The sequence below is a fragment of the Pandoraea sp. genome (assembly GCF_004297875.1).
Lineage (GTDB): Bacteria > Pseudomonadota > Gammaproteobacteria > Burkholderiales > Burkholderiaceae > Pandoraea.
Window position 1 is genome coordinate 131240 of record NZ_SCSK01000061.1, and the last position, 18836, is coordinate 150075.

Annotated in this window: 16 protein-coding genes; 7 read left to right on the top strand and 9 right to left on the bottom strand. The window is 63.0% G+C overall.

Translation table 11 applies throughout. The features are described from left to right. Positions 1-109: 109 nt before the first annotated feature. Positions 110-1012: a patatin-like phospholipase family protein gene (locus EPN80_RS17935; protein WP_293030522.1), complete on the top strand. Its 903-nt coding sequence runs from the start codon at positions 110-112 to the stop codon at positions 1010-1012. A 57-nt stretch (positions 1013-1069) separates the two neighbouring features. Here EPN80_RS17935 and EPN80_RS17940 read toward each other — a convergent pair whose 3' ends face one another. The 5 genes from EPN80_RS17940 to EPN80_RS17960 all read right to left on the bottom strand — a co-directional run bounded on the left by EPN80_RS17940 (position 1070) and on the right by EPN80_RS17960 (position 7698). After that, a complete protein-coding gene (locus tag EPN80_RS17940; RefSeq protein ID WP_366468401.1) occupies positions 1070-1864 on the bottom strand; it encodes a C40 family peptidase in 795 nt (264 codons plus the stop codon). Between the two features lie 253 nt (positions 1865-2117). Further along, positions 2118-3716, bottom strand: a complete 1599-nt coding sequence (locus tag EPN80_RS17945; RefSeq protein ID WP_293030466.1) for an ABC transporter ATP-binding protein — start codon at positions 3714-3716, stop codon at positions 2118-2120. Then, on the bottom strand, positions 3713-4789 hold the full coding sequence (locus tag EPN80_RS17950; RefSeq protein ID WP_293030469.1) for an ABC transporter permease: 1077 nt from the start codon (positions 4787-4789) through the stop codon (positions 3713-3715). Before EPN80_RS17950 ends, EPN80_RS17945 begins: the two co-directional genes overlap by 4 nt. Before the next feature lies 1 nt (position 4790). After that, on the bottom strand, positions 4791-5858 hold the full coding sequence (gene yejB / locus EPN80_RS17955; RefSeq protein WP_293030472.1) for a microcin C ABC transporter permease YejB: 1068 nt from the start codon (positions 5856-5858) through the stop codon (positions 4791-4793). Positions 5859-5871: 13 nt separating this feature from the next. After that, positions 5872-7698, bottom strand: a complete 1827-nt coding sequence (locus tag EPN80_RS17960; protein WP_293030475.1) for an extracellular solute-binding protein — start codon at positions 7696-7698, stop codon at positions 5872-5874. A 181-nt stretch (positions 7699-7879) separates the two neighbouring features. Here EPN80_RS17960 and fabI point away from each other — a divergent pair, with 181 nt between their 5' ends. Beyond that, on the top strand, positions 7880-8680 hold the full coding sequence (fabI, locus tag EPN80_RS17965; protein ID WP_293030478.1) for an enoyl-ACP reductase FabI: 801 nt from the start codon (positions 7880-7882) through the stop codon (positions 8678-8680). A gap of 85 nt (positions 8681-8765) precedes the next feature. Here the strand turns inward: fabI and EPN80_RS17970 are convergent, their stop codons facing one another. The 4 genes from EPN80_RS17970 to EPN80_RS17985 all read right to left on the bottom strand — a co-directional run bounded on the left by EPN80_RS17970 (position 8766) and on the right by EPN80_RS17985 (position 12872). Next, entirely contained in the window at positions 8766-9980 is a 1215-nt protein-coding gene (locus EPN80_RS17970; RefSeq protein ID WP_293030481.1) for an MFS transporter, read from the bottom strand. 115 nt (positions 9981-10095) lie between these two features. Continuing rightward, positions 10096-11319, bottom strand: a complete 1224-nt coding sequence (locus EPN80_RS17975) for a patatin-like phospholipase family protein (RefSeq protein WP_293030484.1) — start codon at positions 11317-11319, stop codon at positions 10096-10098. Positions 11320-11329: 10 nt separating this feature from the next. After that, the gene (locus EPN80_RS17980; RefSeq protein ID WP_293030487.1) at positions 11330-12118 is read right to left on the bottom strand and encodes a 3-hydroxybutyrate dehydrogenase; all 789 of its coding nucleotides are present in this window, start codon (positions 12116-12118) and stop codon (positions 11330-11332) included. Between the two features lie 13 nt (positions 12119-12131). Further along, on the bottom strand, positions 12132-12872 hold the full coding sequence (locus tag EPN80_RS17985; RefSeq protein WP_293030490.1) for an acetoacetate decarboxylase: 741 nt from the start codon (positions 12870-12872) through the stop codon (positions 12132-12134). 737 nt (positions 12873-13609) lie between these two features. Between EPN80_RS17985 and EPN80_RS17990 the strand changes: the two genes are divergently transcribed. The 5 genes from EPN80_RS17990 to EPN80_RS18010 form a co-directional block, all read left to right on the top strand. Beyond that, positions 13610-14758, top strand: coding sequence for a porin (locus EPN80_RS17990; RefSeq protein WP_293030492.1), 1149 nt, complete (start codon positions 13610-13612; stop codon positions 14756-14758). A gap of 71 nt (positions 14759-14829) precedes the next feature. Beyond that, complete coding sequence (locus EPN80_RS17995) at positions 14830-15825, top strand: hypothetical protein (RefSeq protein WP_293030494.1); 996 nt, start codon at positions 14830-14832, stop codon at positions 15823-15825. Positions 15826-15980: 155 nt separating this feature from the next. Next, complete coding sequence (locus tag EPN80_RS18000; protein WP_293030496.1) at positions 15981-17366, top strand: TolC family protein; 1386 nt, start codon at positions 15981-15983, stop codon at positions 17364-17366. Between the two features lie 3 nt (positions 17367-17369). Further along, complete coding sequence (locus tag EPN80_RS18005; RefSeq protein ID WP_293030499.1) at positions 17370-18425, top strand: efflux RND transporter periplasmic adaptor subunit; 1056 nt, start codon at positions 17370-17372, stop codon at positions 18423-18425. Then, a partial coding sequence (locus EPN80_RS18010; protein WP_293030502.1) for an efflux RND transporter permease subunit occupies positions 18422-18836 on the top strand: 415 nt, incomplete at its 3' end. The genes EPN80_RS18005 and EPN80_RS18010, both read left to right, overlap by 4 nt.

Genomic DNA, 18836 nt, shown 5'->3' on the forward strand with positions numbered 1-18836 from the left:
ACCCGCAACACTTTCTGCCCGCAAATTCCTATCTCGCGGGGTTACCCGTTCTTTGCCAGTCGTTCTCGCGTGCCTGTTGAGCGCGTGCGCGAGCACTCCCCGCCCGACTATCGCGCCACAGCCACTGGCGCAACACGTCCAGCCTGCCGCGCCCTCCACCATGCCACCGGCCGCGCCACGCCATCTGAAAATCGGCTTGGCACTCGGCGGCGGCGCGGCAAGAGGATTTGCGCACATCGGCGTCATCAAGGCGCTGGAGGCGCACGGCATTCATCCTGATCTGATCGTGGGCACCAGCGCCGGCAGCGTGGTCGGCGCGTTATATGCATCGGGCTTGAGCGGCTTGCAACTGAACCGGATCGCCATTTCGATGGACGAGGCCGCGATCAGCGACTGGGCGTTGCCGTTTCGTTCTCGCGGCATGCTCCGTGGCGTCGCCCTGCAGGACTACGTCAATCATCTGCTGCACAATCGCCCGATCGAGCGCATGCCGATACCGCTGGGCATCGTGGCCACCGACTTGCAAACCGGTCAACCGATTCTGTTCCGACGCGGCAACACGGGCATGGCGGTGCGCGCATCGAGCAGCGTGCCGACGCTTTTTGAGCCGGTTCGCATCGCCGGGCACGATTATGTCGACGGCGGCCTGGTGGCGCCGGTGCCGGCCGAATACGCTCGCCGCATGGGGGCCGATTTCGTGATTGCCGTGGATATTTCGGCTCAGCCGGCGGCCCAGGCGACTGGCAACTCGCTCGACGTGCTGCTGCAAACATTCGCCATCATGGGCCAATCGATCAAGCAGTACGAACTCACCCAAAACGCCGATGTCGTCATTCGCCCCGCGCTGGCATCGATGCGGGCCGATGATTTCCACGCTCGCAATCAGGCGATTCTGGCCGGCGAGGCGGCAGTCGACCGCGATTGGCCCGAGATCGAGCGCAAATTGGCAAATGCGCAAGGCACGCTGAACGTGGCGGCGACCCGGAACAATCGCCTGGCGCAGTCCCAATAAACAAAAACCTCGCCGCTTGCGGCGAGGTTTTTGATTGGCCTGGATCGGCAAACCGACTTACATCGGTGGGTTGTGCTTGAACAACTCCTGCACGCGCTTCAAATCGGGTGGCGTTACATCCGCCTTGGTGTTGAGCATGCGCACTCGGCGCGCGCCTTCGAAGCGTCGCAGCCAATAGGCCTGATGCATATCGTCGATACGGATTTCGCCGCCGGTGGCGGGCGAATGCACAAACTTGTTGTCGCCGATATAGATACCGACGTGAGAGACCTGACGCCGCCGGCTCGTGTCGAAAAACACCAGATCGCCCGGCTTGAGGTCGTTGGACGCGACACGCTCGCCGACATGGCTCATTTCGACTGCCCGACGGGGCAGCAGAAAACCCAGCGTGTCCTTGAACACATAACGCACGAAGCCGCTGCAGTCGAGTCCGCTATCGGGCGTGTTGCCGCCCCATTTGTAGCGCACCCCGATCATGTTCAACGCGCCCAGAACCACTTCACCGGCTTTGTCTGCAACGTTGGACAGGAATTTGCGGGCGGGCTTGGGGGCAGCGGCCACGGTGCTCGATTGCGCGGGCGATGCGGTTGCGTCCTGGGCATTCAGCGCCTTCAGAATTTTTGCGACTTGCGCTTCCTGCAACGACTTGCCTGTGCTTGCTTGATTGGTCGCGGCGCCGGGAGCCGTGCCCTGGGATACCTGGAACGACTGGCTGACGCTGCTCGATGCCTGTTCGATCGCGGCGTTGGCGACGCCATTGATCGACGACGGCGAGGCGCTTGCCGCCGGCGCATCGATGTGGTCTTTCAGCAATGGGCTGGAATTATAGGGATCGTCGGCATGAGCGGTCATCGATCCGGCGAGCAGGCCTACAGCGAAAAGGACAGAAAATAGGGACCTGGCGGTGCGCTGGAGGGATGTCTGCATTGGTCTCAGTGGGCCGATAAATCGCTTATGAAGAATTCGCTTAATGGTACGCGATAGTAATGTGAAGCTTGAGTGAAGTCAAAAGGCAATAGAAAAAATCAATTACCCCGATAAATCATTGCAAATCACCAATAATTGACAGGCGATTTCGACGACGTTGAAAGACGTTGGACGACGTTCAAAGCATCGCCGCAGCAAGTAATTCTCGCGTATACGGATTTTGCGGAGCAAATAAGACTGCATCCGTATCCCCGGTCTCAACCATTTCGCCATCCTTGAACACCATCACGCGGTGTGCCATGGCTCGCATTACCGCCAGGTCGTGACTGATAAACAGGTAGCTCAGGTTGTACTTCTGTTGCAATTGCGCCAACAAATGCAACACCTGCTGTTGGATCGATACGTCCAGCGCGCTGGTCGGTTCGTCCAGCACTAAAATCTGCGGCTCGACGATCAGTGCGCGGGCAATCGCGATGCGCTGCCGCTGCCCGCCCGAAAATTCGTGCGGATAGCGCTGCAATGCCGTCCGGTCCATGCCGACCTCGCGCAGCATGCGAATAACCCTTTCGCGCCGCTCGGCCGCCCCCAGATTGGGCTGATGCAGCGCCAGCCCCTCGCCCACGATCCGCTCGACCGTCATGCGCGGTGACAGGGAGCCATAGGGATCCTGGAACACGACCTGCATGCGCGAGCGCAAAATCCGCCGTTCGGCCCCGCGATAGGCGCCGAGCGCCTTGCCGCGAAACTCAATGCTGCTTCCCTCGGCGGCACGCTGCAAACCCAACAGAGCCATTGCCAAGGTCGTCTTGCCCGAGCCCGATTCGCCGACCACGCCCAGCGTCTCGCCCTGGCGTAAAGCCACGTCTACTGGTTTAACGGCACGAAACCGGCCAGACTTTAGCCATCCTCGCCACCCGGGCAACGTTTGTCGATAGTCGACCGCGAGTTGCCTGGCTTCGAGCAGTACCGGCGCGATCGGCACGACCGGCAACACCTCGCGCCGCGGCTGGCTGTTGAGCAGACGCTGGGTATACGGATGCTGCGGGTCGAGAAACAGGGCCTCGGTCGGTCGGCATTCGACCAGCACACCCTTTTCCATCACGGCGACCCGGTCGGCGAAACGGCGCACCAGATTCAGGTCATGCGTGATCAGCAGCACTGCCATGCCCCGCTTGCGCGCCTCCTCTTCCTGCAACTCAAGTAGCAGCGCCATGATCTGCGCGCGAATCGTCACATCGAGCGCGGTAGTGGGCTCATCGGCCAGCAACAGCTTGGGCCGGCAAGCCAGCGCCATGGCGATCATGGCGCGCTGGCGCTGCCCGCCCGAGAGCACGTGCGGGTAATCATCGACGCGCCGCTGTGGTTCGGCAATGCCGGTGCGGCGCAACAGCTCGATTGCGCGAACTCGCGCGGCCGCCGGGGCCAATCCCTCATGCAGTTGCAGCGATTCGGCGATCTGGTTGCCGATCGTGTATAGCGGATTGAGCGCGGTCATCGGCTCTTGAAAAATCATCGCGATATCGTTGCCGCGCAGCGCGCGCATCTCGCGCTCCGACTTGCTCGCCAGATCCTCCCCATCGAACTCGATACGGCCAGCGACCTGCGCGTCCTGCAGCAGGCGCAGGATAGCCAGCGCCGTCACGCTCTTGCCCGAGCCCGATTCGCCGACCAGCGCGATCCGCTCGCCGCGCGCAATCGACAAATTGACCTCGCGCACCGCCTCGGTCTGGCCGAAGCGCACCGACAGATTTTCCAGCACCAGCAGCGCATCGCTCATAGCACATTACCCCCCGCGGCCTGACGGTCGGCAATGCGCGTGTCGAGCGCATTGCGCAGCGCGTCGCCCATGAAGGTGAGCAACAACAGCGTGAGCACAAGCACCGCGAAGGTCGACAGGGAAATCCACCAGGCGTCGAGATTTTCCTTGCCCTGCGCCAGCAGCTCGCCCAGGCTGGGCGTGGGCGGCGGCACCCCCAGGCCAAGAAAGTCCAGGCTGGTGAGCGCGAGGATCGCGCCGCTCATGCGAAACGGCAGAAAGGTGATGACCGGCGTCAGGCTGTTGGGCAGCACGTGGCGCCAGATGATCTGCCAGTTCGACAGGCCCATGGCGCGCGCGGCGCGCACGTAGTCCTGCGAGCGGTTGCGATAAAACTCCGCGCGCACGTAGTCCGACAAACCCATCCAGCCGAACAGCGACAGCAGGATGAACAGCAGCCACAGGCTGGGCTCGAAAATCGAGGCGAAAATAATCAGCAGATAGAGTTCCGGCAGCGAGCCCCAGATTTCGATCAGCCGCTGGCTGATCAAATCGATGCGACCGCCAAAGAAGCCCTGCACGGCCCCGGCGAGAACGCCCAGCAGGGTACCGGCCACGGTGAGCGCCAGGCCAAACAGCACCGAGATGCGAAAGCCATACAGCAGGCGGGAAAATACGTCGCGCCCCCGGTCATCGGTGCCCAGCCAGTTTTCCGCGGATGGCGGCGCCGGATTGGGCTGCGCGGCGAAATAATTGATCGTGTCGTAGTGATAGTGATTCGGCGCATAGACGACGAAATTGCCGTGCTCGCGGAGCTTGTGCTGTATGTACGGGTCGAGATAGTCCGCCGGCGTATGGAAGTCGCCCCCGAAGGTGGTCTCCGGGTAGGTCTTGAACAGCGGGAAATAGTAGTGGCCGTCGTAGCGCACGATCCATGGCTTGTCATTGGCGATCAGGTTGGCGCACAGGCTCAGGCCGAACAGCGTCAAAAACACCAGCAGGCTCCAATAGCCCAGCCGGTTGCGCTTGAACCGCAGCCAGACGCGGCGGCCGGGTGACGGCGATGCGCCGCCCGGGGAAAGGACACGATTCAAATCATCGCTCCAGACGTTCGAATTGAATGCGCGGATCGACCAGCACATAGCACAGATCGGAGATCAGCTTGGTGACCAGGCCGATCAGCGTAAACAGGTACAGCGTGCCCAGCACCACGGGATAGTCGCGCCGCAACACCGAGTCGTAGGAGAGCAGCCCCAGCCCATCGAGAGAAAAGAGTGTCTCGATCAGCAGGCTGCTGGTGAAGAATGCGCCGATGAAGGCCGACGGAAAACCGGTGACCAGCGGAATCATGGCATTGCGGAATACGTGTTTCCATAGCACGCGCCGCTCCGGCAAGCCCTTGGCGCGCGCGGTCAGAACGTATTGCTTGCGGATCTCGTCGAGAAAGGCGTTTTTGGTCAGCATGGTGGTCACGGCAAAACTGCCGACCACTGATGCCGTGACCGGCAACACCATATGCCACAGATAATCGAGTACCTTGCCGACCAGGCTGAGCTGGTCCCAGTCATCCGATGTGAGACCGCGCAGCGGAAACAGCTGCCAGAAAGTGCCGCCGCCGAACAGCACGAGCAGCAGCACCCCCAGCACAAAACCGGGGATCGCGTAGCCGGTCAGCACCAGCAGGCTGGTGGCGAAATCGAAACGGGAACCGGCACGTACCGCCTTGGCGATGCCCAACGGCACCGATATCAGATAGGTCAGGAAAAACGTCCACAGACCAAGGCTGATCGAGACCGGCAATTTCGATTTGATCAGCGACCACACGCTCTCGTGCTGATAATAACTCTGCCCCAGATCGAAGCGCGCAAAGCGCTTGAGCATCAGCCAGTACCGCTGCAGGGGTGGCTTGTCGAACCCGTACAGCGCCTTGATTTGCGCGATCTGCTGCGGATCGACGCCGCGCCGCCCGCGGTAGTCGCTGCCGGCGCCACTGGCTTCCATGCCCTGCACTCCGACGCCGCCGGCACCGCGCCCCTTGAGCTGCAACATCAGTTGCTCGACCGGCCCGCCGGGCACGAACTGAATCACGACGAAGGTCAGCGTGAGCACGCCGAGCAAGGTCGGGATCATCATCAGGACGCGTTTCAGAATATATGGCCACATGCTTTTGCCCCGCTCATTTCGCCTTGTCCCACCACGTGCTCACTACCCAGCCCTCTGCCGTATAGTACTTGGGCAGCACGGCCGGATGGGCAAGCGTGCTGCGATATGCGATGCGATGCGTCGCGCTGTACCAGTGCGGCACCGCGTAATAGCCGTGCATCAACACGCGATCGAGCGCGTGCGCGCTGGTCAGCAAGGCCTCGCGGGTGCGCGCCCGGACCAGGTCGCCGATCAGCGTGTCGACTGCCGGCGACTTGAGCCCCATAAGATTGTCCGAGCCCTTGACGTCGGCCGCCTTGCTGCCGAAACGGTCGAATAACTCGTTGCCCGGGTTTTGAGAATCGGCATACCGCATGGTCGTCATGTCGAAATCGAAGTCCTCGAGGCGCTTCTGATACAGCACGAAATCGGTCGTGCGCTGGATCACCCGGATGCCCAGCTTGGCCAGATTGCGCACGTAGATTGCTATCACCGGGCCCAGAGCCCCACCGTTGTCCTCCAGCATCTCGAAGGTGAACGGCTCGCCGCGGGCGTTGCGCAGCGCGCCGTCGCGGTAGATCCACCCCGCCTGTGCGAGCAACGCGCGCGCCTGCAGCAGATTGCCGCGCAAGCTATGTGGCGGCGTGGTCACCGGCTGCACCGTCATGGGGCCGAATACCGACGGATCGAGCTCGCCGCGCAGCGGCTCGAGCAGCGCGAGCTCGGCCGGGCTCGGCATGCCGGTGGCGGCCAGATCGCTGTTGGCGAAATAGCTGTCGATCCGATGATATTGGCTGTAGAACAGCTCGCGATTGAGCCACTGAAAATCGAGCGCCAGATCGAGCGCATGACGCACCCGCACGTCCTGAAACAAGGGTCGGCGCAGATTCATGATGAACCCCTGCATGCCAGCCGCATTGTGGTGCGGGAATTCGCGCTTGATCAACTCGCCGTCACGAAACTTCTTGCCGATGTAACTGCGCGCCCAATTGCGTGCCCGGTACTCGACGATGACGTCGAAATCACCCGCCTTGAAGGCTTCGAGCCGCGCGGTGTCGTCACTGTAAAGCTTGTAGACGATGCGCTTGAAATTGAACATGCCGCGCCGCACCGGCAAGTCGTCGCCCCAATAGGCGGGATTTCGCCGAAAGGTAATGCGGCGGCCAGGGTCGTAGTGCTCGATCAAGTACGGGCCGCTGCCGATCGGCGTGTCGAATGCCAATTGGTCGAACGGCTTGCGCTTGCCCCCGGGCCCCATGCCCCACTTCGGCGAGAACACCGGCAACTGCCCGATGATCAGGGGAAGCTCGCTATTCTTTCTGGTGAAGTCGAAGCGCACCGTCAACGGGCCGAGCACCACCGCGCGCGATACATCGGCCCAATAGGACCGGAAGGCTGGCGAAGCCTGCGGACTCATCAGCGTATCGAACGAGTATTTCACATCGTTCGCGGTGACCGGGTCGCCGTTGGAAAAGCGCGCCTTCGGGTTGATATGAAACGTCACCGACAGATCATCCGGCGCTACGGCGATGTCGTCAGCCAGCAAGCCATAGGCCGACGAGATCTCGTCGGCGCTGCCGGTGGTCAGCGTCTCGAACATCAGCGAGGCAATCCCCGGGGCGGAGGTGCCGCGCAGCGTGAACGGATTGAACTTGTCGAAGCTGGTGCGGCGATCGGGGTTGGCCAGCACCAGCGTGCCGCGTCTGGGCGCGTTGGGATTGACGTAATCGAAATGCGTGAAACCGGGAGGATACTTGGGTTCGCCATACTGGGCGATGGCGTACTTCGCCTGCACGACCGGCATGCAGATGACGAAAGCCGCCAGCGAAGCTAGACTCCGAAATGCAATGCCTGCCTTCATGCGTCTTCTGGTCTCGGGGGGCGCGGGTACCAGGGCAAAGTCCTGATCCCGCAAGACGGAACGTGCGAGCATTGTACCGAAAAGCACCCGCGCCGCCGAATCGCCCGACTCGTTGTTTTCCGGCGTCTTGTGAGACAATGCGCGCCATCCAGCTTGCGCAGATATTTATTCCGGAGTTCCCATGACCTTTCTAGCCGGCAAACGCATTCTCATCACCGGATTGCTGTCCAACCGTTCCATCGCCTACGGCATCGCCCAGGCCTGCAAGCGCGAAGGCGCCGAACTGGCATTCACCTATGTGGGCGAGCGCTTCAAGGAACGCATCGACGCCTTTGCCCAGGAGTTCGGCAGCGATCTGGTATTCGAATGCGACGTCGCGAGCGACGAGCAAATCTCAGCGCTATTCGAACAGCTGGGCAAGCGCTGGGACAAATTCGACGGACTGGTGCATTCGATCGGCCTCGCGCCCCGCGAGGCGATTTCGGGCGATTTTCTCGACGGCTTCTCGCGCGAGGCGTTTCGCATCGCCCATGATATTTCCGCCTACAGCTTCCCGGCGCTGGCCAAGGCCGCGCTGCCGCTGCTCTCGGAGCGCGCCGCACTGCTCACGCTGACTTACCTGGGCGCCGAGCGCGCCATTCCAAACTACAACACCATGGGACTGGCCAAGGCGTCGCTCGAAGCCAGCGTGCGCTATCTGGCTACCTCGCTCGGCCCGCGCGGCATCCGCGTCAACGGCGTGTCGGCGGGCCCGATCAAAACGCTGGCGGCGAGCGGCATCAGGAGCTTCGGCAAAATCCTCGACTTCGTCGAACAAAACGCGCCGTTGCGCCGCAATGTCACCATCGAGGACGTCGGCAACGTCTCGGCCTTCCTGCTGTCGGACCTGGCCGGCGGCGTGACCGGTGAAATCACTTACGTCGACGGCGGCTTCAACACCGTGGTCGGCGGCATGGGCGATCCGACGGCGGCCGGCGCCTGACATTTCGCCCAGGCCGGTCCCGGCCCACAAAAAAAGCGGGCGTGAGATCGCATCACGCCCGCTTTTTTTGACACTCAAGCCGCTCTTAGCCGCCCGGCTTGACGGCGAAAGCCTCGCTCTCGCTGGATGATTTGAAACTCAGCGCGGCGGCGCCCAGGCACAGCACCGCCAGCAACGCCGACAGGCTCAGGGCCTGCGCGCCAAAAACCAGGTAAGCCGATTTGGCCAGTTCGATCGCGCCGACCGATACGATGATCATGATCATGCTCAGCATGCCGGCCACGGTGGCGCGATTGGCGCCGTCCACGGCAAACAGCGTCTGGCGATATACAACGCCATAGAAGAGCCCCATGCCTAGCGCACAGAATGCGGTGCCGGCCATCAGTGCCAGATAGCTGCTGGCCAGCAGCGCGACGCCCGCGCAGGACACCGCCGCGCCAAACAGCATGCACGCAATGCCGCTCCACATCAGCCGCGCATAGCTCCAGCGTCCCACCTGCCGCGCGAGGATTACGTTGCCGGCGATCAGCGCGGCAAACACCGGCAGCTGCAGCACACCATAGTCGATCTGGCTCAGCCCCGCCCGCTCGATCAGCACGATCGGGCCAACCGCGATCCAGGTCAACAACGGCGTGACCGCCAATCCGATCATCACGGCGCCGGTCCAGAAACGCCGGCTCGCCAACGGCACGCGATAGGCACGCCACAGCCCGCGCGGCGTCAGCTCGCCACGCACCGCGGGCATCAGCTCGGGCATGCTGCGGTACAGGCCAACGAACGCGATCACGCCAATCGCGGCGATCAGCAGAAACACCACGCGCCACGGCCACCAGGTCACGACCGCGGCGCCGGCCAGCGGCCCGAACAGCGGCGAGAGCAATGACACATTGGCCATCAGCGCGACAATGCGCACGGCGGTCTTCTCGTCAAAGGCCTCCTGCACCGTCGGATAGCCCACCGTCAGTACAAAACAGCACCCCATGCCCTGAATGAAGCGCAGCATAATGAATTGCCCGATCGACTGCACCGGCCACATGGCCAGGCAGGCGGCCACGAAAAGGATCAACCCGGCCAACAACACCGGGCGGCGCCCATAACGATCGGATAGCGGCCCCAACAGCCATTGCAGGCTGGCGTTGCCCAGCATCGCCGCAGTCAGCGCCAGCGACGTCATCTCGGGCGCCGCGCCAAACTCCCGCAGGACATTGGGCATCCCCGGCATGATCATGTCGTTCGAGACATAGACGGCAAACTCGAACAGCACCAGCGACAGCGGAAACATCACTCGTGAAACCAACACCCGTGAAAACTCCGGAAAAAACAAAACGAGACCGGCTCGAGGCGGCCGGCAAGGCATACGGTCTTTGGGGGGCACTGGGCCGGCCCCGGCCAACCTGCGACCGGGGCGCCCGCCGCTATGTGCGGTGAATGTCGTGCGTGACGAGCGGCTGATCCGCAGACGGCATATCCAGCCAGCCCGGACGCTGCAGGCTGCGCTGGATATCGGCAAGCCCGCTGCGCCAGTGATCTCGCATGGTTAGCGCGCCAAACTGGTAATCCTTGCAGTCGCCCTCGCAGCCCTTGCCCTGGTAGATCAGATGGATCACATTGAACAGGCGATCGCACGACGCTTCTGCGGCACGCTGGTACCACGGGCTATTTTTGCGCGCGCCTTCCGGTACCAGTTCCATGAGTTCGCGCAGCAGATGGCGATATTCCTGCATGCCCGACATGAATTCGGTGATCATCCGCGTCCGGCTGGAGAACTGGATATCTTTTTGCCGCAGCGCCGCCGACGGCAAGTCGGTCGGCAGCGCTCCCCGGGCGCTCCACAGGTCGACCTGGAAAATCAGGGCATTTTTGCGCGGTTCGGCAGTCAGCACCTGCTGCAGCGGCGTGTTCGACACGATACCGCCATCCCAATAATATTCGCCGTCGATCTCGACGGCCGGAAAGCCCGGCGGCAGCGCGCCCGAGGCCATGAAGTGCTCGGCGCGCAAACGCTCTTTGGTGTTGTCGAAGTAGACGAAATTGCCAGTGCGCACGTTCACCGCGCCCACCGACACACGCATCTGCCGCACGTCGTTGAGCCGGTCGAAGTCGACCAGTGCCTCGAGCGTGCTCTTGAGCGGCGCCGTGTCGTAAAAACTGACCTTGTCCGGCGTCGAGGGGCCAACGGCCGTCACTGGGTTGCGGGGCACGAAGAACCCTTTCTGCCCCTCAGTAAGCGCCCGCCAGGCCTCGAGGCCGTTGAGCAGCGTCATCCAGGCCTCGGGCCACTGCTGCGTCGCTTGCAGGTTGCTCCAGGGGCTGGGCGGGAGGTACGGCGGCTGGCAGATGGTCTGCCAGAATTCCTTCAGGCGGTCGACGCGCTTGTCCGGGGGGTTGCCCGCAATGATCGCGGTATTGAGCGCCCCGATGGAAATGCCGGCTACCCAGTTCGGGTGGACATCGGCCGCGGCCAGTCCCTCGTATACGCCCGCCTGGTACGAACCGAGCGCCCCGCCGCCCTGCAACACCAGTGCAACCACCTGATAGCGATGATCGACCGGCAGGCGCGGGCTCGTGTGATAGACCTCGGCACTTGCGCTGCCACCGCCGTTGCCATTGCTGTTGCTTTGAGGCTTACGTGCCGCCATACCTGCTCCTTTACTGCATGAACCAGCCGTGACTGACGACGAACGACTGCCCGGTGAGGGCCGCCGATGGGAATGCCGCCAGGAAAAGCGCCGTTTGCGCCACGTCGTCGACGGTCGTGAACACACCGTCGACCGTACCGCCCAGCATCACCTTCTTGATGACTTCTTCCTCGCTGATGCCCAGCTCCTTGGCCTGCTCGGGAATCTGCTTGTCGACCAGCGGCGTGCGCACGAACCCTGGGCAAATCACGTGCGAGCGGACATTGTGCGCGGCGCCTTCCTTGGCCAGCACGCGGGCCAGTCCGAGCAGGCCGTGCTTGGCCGTGACATAGGCCGACTTCAGCGGCGAGGCTTCGTGCGAATGAACTGACCCGGTGTAGATCACCGTGCCACCGCGGTTGTCCTTGTACATGTAAGGCAGTGCAGCCTTGGTGGTCAGGAACGCGCCATCGAGATGAATCGCCAGCATTTTCTTCCAGTCGGAAAAACTGTAATTGACGATCGGATTGACGATCTGAATGCCGGCGTTCGAAATCAGGATATCCAGTTGGCCGAACTCATCGACGACCGCCTTGGTGCCGGCATTGACGGCATCCTCGTTGGTGACATCCATCGCTACGCCCAGGGCCTTGCCGCCGGCAGCCTTGATTTCATCGGCTGCCTTCTGTGCGGCCGCCAGGTTGATGTCGGCAATGGCGACAGCCGCGCCGGCCTTGGCGTAAACCAGCGCGATTTCCTTGCCGATCCCGCTCGCGGCGCCAGTGATGAGTGCGACCTTTCCGTTCAACTGCATGGACATAATTCTTCTCCTATCAGGCCAAATAATCGAAAACGACTTCCCCCAGACCCAAGGTCAGGTCGGCCACCAGGTGCCTGGCACCGACCACCTCGAGCACCGGTAAATCCGCCACCGGCGCGAGCGCATGCGGAAACAGCGACAGCGCCGCGGGTCCGGTCCACGCGCCCTTGACGGTGACATCCTGCAAGTAATAGCGCACCAGTTCGCAAATTCGCGCGGTGCCGTCGACATGCGGAATGATCTTCAACAGGAAATTCGGCGTGTCGATCAATCCTCGCGCGACTTCCGAGGCATCGAGCGTCCTGTGTTTGTAGCCCATTGTAGCGGTGGCCACCCGCACCGGACCATAATCGAGCTCGCCGACCAGCGTATCGATCTCCACTTTCAATTCAGGACGCGCCAGTTTCTTCGGAAATCCCCAAAGCTCTCGCCCGCCGGCAATCGGAGGATGGTCGTTCAGATACATCGCGTGCGTATAGCTGCCGGCCACGCCGTTCAAGGTTACCGGAATCACCTGTCCACTCTCGGTGTAGTCGCCAAAGCCGGTCGAGTCGGGCATCCGGATGAACTCGTAATTCACCAGCGAATCCCCGATCTCCAATGGCTCGGGCACGACGGCTCGCAGCTTTTCCGGATCGGTCCGGTAAGTAATGACGAAAAACTCCCGATCAATGAACCGGTAGGGTCCGACCGGGAAGGCCGGACTGGTGAACGGCATCGCGAAAGCATGCTCGCGAATGGTGCGGATGTCCATAAACGACAATTCTCCCTGGTGGGTGCAACAAACATTGTCCGCCGTTGCGGCAATGCGCGATTACGCCGACACAACGACCGTGCGACATTACGTCGCATGGCGATGGTCAGATAGAAAAAGGCGGTCGAAGTTCAGTCGCGCAGATACCAGCGCCGAGCTGGGCGATGCCCCAGCGGCACATTCGGCAACGCAAAAATTATTAAGTATGCCGAACCGATGCAGAAGAAAATAAAGGCAGACCTCTAGTGGATCACGGATTGATGAAAGTTTTGTGATCGACTGCACCCTCTCGACCGAGTCGCCACTGACGACCGGGCTGACGTTCGTGGCGACGCGCGGCGTCATCACGATAAGCGGGAGCATATCGCCAATGGCTGAATACGGCTGAATCCAGGCATGAGCCAAATAGCGCCCCAATGAATATATCACATAAAGAATTAAATATTATTTAGCGCCTCGTTTTTTATTAATTACCAGCATTCATTGCCAATAGGCATGGAATAAATCCAAGTTAACCCTAACCCATTGATACCCTATTTTCATACCATGCCAGCAAATAGAACTTTTGGCGCAAGTTGATGATTTTCTTGAAAAATTTTTTGACAGTTTTGATATATCAGATATTATATTCTGCATTACTTAATTACTGAAACGCGCCACTTGGCGCTTATGGAGATGCTTATCGCCGCAGTGGTCTTGCATGAGAAATCAATATTAAAAACTGATTAGGAGACGTCATGAAAATAAAGATATCCCCCGTTTTTGCTGTCGCTCTTTTCGGTGCCGCCGCGTGCGCACATGCACAGAGCAGCGTTACCCTTTACGGCGCGATTGATGATTCGCTGACTTACTTCAACAACGCTGGAGGCAGTTCCATACTCCAGTTGCAAGGCCCGAACTTCACCGCTAACAAATGGGGCATGAAAGGCGCCGAAGACCTGGGTGGCGGTCTCAAAGCGATTTTCGATCTCGAAAACGGCTTTAATATCAATACGGGCCAGCTCGGCCAGGGAGGACTCGAGTTCGGTCGTCAGGCATTCGTCGGCTTGACGGGCGACGCCTGGGGCACTGTAACGATCGGTCGCCAGTACGACCCCACGGTCGACCTGATCCAGGGCATCACCGCCGACGGCGAATACGGCCCGGCCTTTGCGACGCCGGGCGACGCAGACAACAACGACTTTACATTTCGCGTGAATAACGCGATCAAGTATCTCAGCCCGGTCTATGCCGGACTGCAATATGAAGTCCTGTATGCCTTGGGCGGTGTCGCGGGCAATCTTTCGTCGGGCCAAACCTACTCGGCGGCCGCGCTGTATACGCGCGGCGGATTGAGCCTCGCCGCAGGCTACCTCTTCACCAAGAACGACGGGGTCGGCGGTGCGGGAACCACCGAGTTGACCCAAAACAATTCCGTCACCCCACTGTATGGCGCCATCGCCATGGTCGGGTCGCGGCAAATCGTGCAGTTGGGTGGCCAATACGTCGTCGGTCCATTCACCGCGAACGTGCGCTACAGCAACGCGCAGTATAAGCCCTATCAGCTCTTCGCGGCGTTTAACCGCACCGAAACCTTCAATACGGGCGCCGCTTCGCTGGGCTATCAGGTCACCCCGGCCGAACTGGTGGCCATCGGCTACACGTTCACCAAGTCCAGCGGGGCCTCCTCGGCCACCTACAACTCCATAGCCGCCACCTCCGAGTACAGCTTCTCGCAGCGCACGGCCCTGTATGCGACAGCGGCCTTCACGCATGCCAGCGGTACCACGTTCAGTGCCGACGGCTCGACGATCGTGCCGGCCGGCGGCGCAGTGGCCGATATGACCGCGAGCTCGAGCACACCCAACCAGGTCGCGATCATGGCGGGCATCAGTCACAAGTTTTAAGCATTACCGAGTTAGCGTTGCACCCAGAGACCAACCAAGTCGCTTGAAGACTAAAATCGATTGGAGACATCATGACGTCATCTTTCAAACTGCAAGCCGTGGCATTGAGTGCCGCAATGATCGGCCTTTTCGCCACCCCCGTGTATGCCGCTTCGCAATACCATCTCGTCAAGACGATTAATCTGCCCGGCGCGAAGGGCGGTCACGGCGATTGGGTCGCGTACGACCCGCAAACCGAAACCATCTGGCTCTCCCAGGCCCCCGATCACAACGTTGTTGTCATCGATGCCAACAAACTCGACGTCAAGGCCACTATCCCTGACATCGCCGTGGGCAACGGTATCGACATCAATCATAAATATGCGTTTATCGCCGATGCCACTCCGAATAAATTGGTCGTCATCAACAAACGCACCTACAAAAAGGTGGCTGACGTCGACAGCGGCGGCAAGGGGCCCGATGGCGTCAATGTCGACACGCGCACCGGCAAAGTGTTCGTGGCCAACGACGACACCAACTCGGAAGCCGTGTTTGAAGGCAAGGCGCCGTTCAAGCGCCTGACCGTTTTCAAGCTCAAGCCCGAGGACTCCAAGGACGGCCCGGACGTGGCACTCTACGTCCGCTCGCTCGACCGGCTCTATCAGCCGGTCGGCAGCGACATCGACGTCATCAATCCCAACACCAACAAGATCGTCGCGGTGTGGAATTTCGGCGTCAAAAGTACCGCCAAGGGTGGCATCTACGACACCAAGACCAAGCATCTGATCTTCGGCACGGGTGACAAGAAGATGCTGGTCATCGATGCCACGACCGGCAAACTGGTGACCACTATCCCAGTGGCGGGACCGGTCGATCAAACGGCGGTCGATATCGCCAAACGACGTGCTTTCATCGGTGACAAGACGGGGAACATCGAGGTCGTCGATCTCGACACGAATCAAGTAGTCGACCATATCGCGACCGAAAAGAATATGCATACCCTCGCGGTCGATACCAAGCAACACCGTCTCTTTGTCTATCTGAACGCCAGCAACAAGGTCGGCGTGTACGCGCAAAACACACCCTAGCGGCGTCACCGGCCGGCATATCCTGCCGGCCGGCATTCCCACGCGGCAATTTGTCCGGCGCCGGTGGCGGCGCCTGGCCTCCTTGACTCTTTTGATTCGCTGACCATGCTGACGAAGAACATCGGCGTGCCCGCCACTTTAGCGCGGGGACGAACATGAAAGCACCCTATTGGCGGGTCTGCCGCGCCTATCGGCGGACTCTGTTGAGCGGCATCGCCTGCTGCGCGCTCAGCGGCTGCGCGACCTACCACCCGCTACCGCTGGCCACGCAGGCGGATCTTGGGGACAGCATCACGCAGGTGCGGCACACGGTGCCGGCGGGCGCGGGGCGGCCGGGCGTGAGCATCGACGTGAGCCGGGCGCTGAGCATCGATCAGATCGGGGTGCTGGCGATGCTCAACGATCCGGGCCTGCGCGCCGAGCGCGGGCAGGCCGAGCTGGCGCGCGCCGGGGTGATCCAAAGCGCGCTGCTGCCCAACCCGTCGGTGAGCCTGGGCTACGCGGCGCTGCTGGGCGGGCCCGGCACCACCGGCGCGCTCAGCGCCTCGCTCGGCCAGGACATTGCCTCGCTGGTGACCTATCACAACCGCGTGGCCGCGGCGCGCGCGCACGCGGCCCAGGTCAACGCGCAGTTGCTGTGGCAGGCGTGGCAGGTCGCGCAGAAGGCGCGCCTGCTGGCGCTGGACCTGTACTGGGGCGCGCAGGCGAGCGCGGCGAGCCAGGCGCGGCTGGGCGAGCTCGAGCAACTGAGCCGGCGGCTGCAGCAGGCGGTGGACCAGGGCAGCCTGAGCCTGGCCGCGCTCGGCCCCGTGCAGGCCTCGCTGGCCTCGCAGGCGCGCTCGCTGCAGGCGCTGCACTTGACGCAGCTGGCCAACTGGCGCGCGCTCGACGCGCTGCTGGGGCTGCGCCCGACGGTGCGCTTCGATATCGCCCGGCCGCATCCGCCGGCAGTGCCCGCGGATCTGGACGCGCTGGCCGCGAGCGTGGCGCAGCGGCGCCCCGACCTGATCGCGCTGCGCCTGGGCTACCGCTCGGCCGACCAGGAGGTGCGCGCGGCCATCCTCGGCCAGTTCCCGGCGTTCGTGCTGGGCGGCTCGTGGAACTCCGACACCTCGGACGTCAGATCGGGCGGGCCCACCGTGACCTTCGACCTGCCGATCTTCAACCGCAACCAGGGCCAGATCGCCAAGGCGAGCGCGACCCGGCGCGTGCTGCACGCGCAGTACCAAAGCCGGCTCGATGACGCGCAGGCCAGCGTCCTGGCGCTGCACGCGCGCAGCCAGTATCTGGCCGCGCGCCTGGGGCCGGCGCGCGCGGCCGCGGCCGCCGCCGGCGCGCAGGCCGAGGCGGCCCGCGGGGCCTATGCGCAGCACAATCTGGACCAACGCACGCTGGACGATTATGAGAGCGCGGCCCTGCAGCAGCGCCTGGCGCTGTTCGATCTGCAGCGCGGGCTTGGCGAGGCGCGCATCGCACTGACCCTGGAGCTGGGGCTGGGCCTGCCGCCCGCCCGCATCGCTCCGCTCGACTCCAAGAGGTAACTCATGAACTATCGATGGATTCTCGGCGCAGCGCTGCTCGCCGTGGGCACGGGCGCTACGCTGGGCGCGCCGGCCGCACAGCCTAGTGACGCGGCGCCCAGCGTGCTGGTCACCCTCACCGCCTTGCATCCGGGCAGCCTGGCGCGCACGGTCTCGGCCTACGGGGTGGTGCAGCCCGGGGCCGCGGGCCAGCGCACGGTGATGGCGCCGGCCTCGCAAACGGTGGGCGCGGTGTACGTGCGCGCGGGCCAGGCCGTGGCCGCCGGCGCGCCGCTGCTGCAACTGGTGCCCAGCCCCGAGACGGCCGCGGCCTACGCGCAGGCCCGCTCGGCGCTGCAGGTGGCGCGCCAGTTGGCCACGCGCACGCAGCAGATGTATGCGCAGCACTTGGCCACCGCGCAGCAACTGGCCGATGCGCAGAAGGCCGCGAGCGATGCGCGCGCGAACCTGGCGGCGCTCAACGCGCAGGGCGCGGGCGCGCCGAGCGTGCTGCGCGCGCCGTTCCGGGCGATCGTGCTGCGCCTGTCGGCCGCGCCCGGGGCGCTGGTCGCGGCGGGCACCCCGCTGCTGGACCTGGCCAGGCCCGAGGCCCTGGTGCTCAAGGCGGGGGTGACGCCCCAGCAGGCGGCGCTGATCCAGCGCGGCGAGCCGGCGAGCATCGCCGCGGTGGGCGACGCGCAGCGCGTCGCGGGCCGCGTCGTGCAGCGCGGCGCGCTGATCGATCCGGCCAGCGGGCTGGTGCCGGTGGAGATCGGCGTGCCGGCCGGTCATCTGCTGCCCGGGCAGACGGCCGAGGTCACCATCACGGTGGGCCAGACGCACGGCTACGTGGTGCCGCATGCGGCGCTGCTGGTCGACGAGCAGGGCGCGCCGTACGTGGTGCAGGCCAACGGCACGAAGGCGCGCAAGGTGCCGGTGCGGGTGCTGGGCGCGCAGGGCGATGAGGAGGTGATCGACGGGGCGGGCCTGAACGCGGGCCAGCCGCTGGTGCTCTCGGGCAACTACCAGCTCGATGACGGCATGCGCCTGCGGGTCGCGGCCCAGGGAGCGGCCAAATGACGCTCGCCGGCTGGCTTCACCGTTACCGCCTGCCGGTGCTGTGCGTGGCGTTCGTGCTCACGATCGCCGGCATCTACGCGGCCATCAGCTTGCCGGTGGGCCTGTTCCCGCTGACCAGCTTCCCGCGCATTCGCATCGAGGTCGACGCGGGCAGCATGCCGGCGCGCCAGATGCTGGTCGATGTCACGCAGCCGCTGGAGGCGGCCGCGCGGGCCGTGCCCGGGGCGGTGGACGTGTCCTCGACGACCTCGCGCGGCTCGGCCGAGATCTTCGTGGACTTCCCGTGGGGCTCGGACATGAACCGGGCGCTGCTGAGCGTGGATGCGGCCTTCGCGCAGAAGCTGCCGGACCTGCCGGCGGGCACCAAGTATGACGCGATCCAGATGAGCCCGAATGCGATCATGCCGTTCG

Coding starts and splice junctions, on each gene's coding strand:
- EPN80_RS17940 (WP_366468401.1), bottom strand. CDS start 1,864: ATGACCGCTCATGCCGACGATCCCTATAATTCCAGCCCATTGCTGAAA.
- EPN80_RS17945 (WP_293030466.1), bottom strand. CDS start 3,716: ATGAGCGATGCGCTGCTGGTGCTGGAAAATCTGTCGGTGCGCTTCGGC.
- yejB (WP_293030472.1), bottom strand. CDS start 5,858: ATGTGGCCATATATTCTGAAACGCGTCCTGATGATGATCCCGACCTTG.
- EPN80_RS17960 (WP_293030475.1), bottom strand. CDS start 7,698: ATGAAGGCAGGCATTGCATTTCGGAGTCTAGCTTCGCTGGCGGCTTTC.
- fabI (WP_293030478.1), top strand. CDS start 7,880: ATGACCTTTCTAGCCGGCAAACGCATTCTCATCACCGGATTGCTGTCC.
- EPN80_RS17975 (WP_293030484.1), bottom strand. CDS start 11,319: ATGGCGGCACGTAAGCCTCAAAGCAACAGCAATGGCAACGGCGGTGGC.
- EPN80_RS17980 (WP_293030487.1), bottom strand. CDS start 12,118: ATGTCCATGCAGTTGAACGGAAAGGTCGCACTCATCACTGGCGCCGCG.
- EPN80_RS17985 (WP_293030490.1), bottom strand. CDS start 12,872: ATGGACATCCGCACCATTCGCGAGCATGCTTTCGCGATGCCGTTCACC.
- EPN80_RS17990 (WP_293030492.1), top strand. CDS start 13,610: ATGAAAATAAAGATATCCCCCGTTTTTGCTGTCGCTCTTTTCGGTGCC.
- EPN80_RS17995 (WP_293030494.1), top strand. CDS start 14,830: ATGACGTCATCTTTCAAACTGCAAGCCGTGGCATTGAGTGCCGCAATG.
- EPN80_RS18000 (WP_293030496.1), top strand. CDS start 15,981: ATGAAAGCACCCTATTGGCGGGTCTGCCGCGCCTATCGGCGGACTCTG.
- EPN80_RS18005 (WP_293030499.1), top strand. CDS start 17,370: ATGAACTATCGATGGATTCTCGGCGCAGCGCTGCTCGCCGTGGGCACG.